The following is a 254-nucleotide window of genomic DNA, read 5'->3' on the forward strand; positions in this document are numbered from 1 at the left end:
GCCTGTGGGACGCCTTCAACGATTACCACATGGGCATCACGGCCGAGAACATCGTCGAGAAATACGGCATCAGCCGGGACGAGCAGGACGAGTTTGCAGCGGCGTCCCAGCAGAAGGCCGCCGCCGCTCGCGAAGCCGGCTATTTCGATGGGCAGATTGTTCCGGTCTCCATTCCCCAGCGTAAGGGCGACCCGATTGTCGTTGACCGCGATGAAGGCCCCCGTGACGGCGTGACTGCCGAGGGACTGGGCAAC

General features: G+C 63.4%; 1 protein-coding gene. It reads left to right on the forward strand.

What is annotated here, in order from left to right:
- A partial coding sequence (locus tag B2W52_RS10840) for a thiolase family protein (RefSeq protein WP_476738528.1) occupies positions 1-254 on the forward strand: 254 nt, incomplete at both ends.

The sequence above is a fragment of the Marinobacter sp. UBA2498 genome (assembly GCF_002341575.1).
In the GTDB taxonomy this organism is placed as follows: domain Bacteria; phylum Pseudomonadota; class Gammaproteobacteria; order Pseudomonadales; family Oleiphilaceae; genus Marinobacter; species Marinobacter manganoxydans.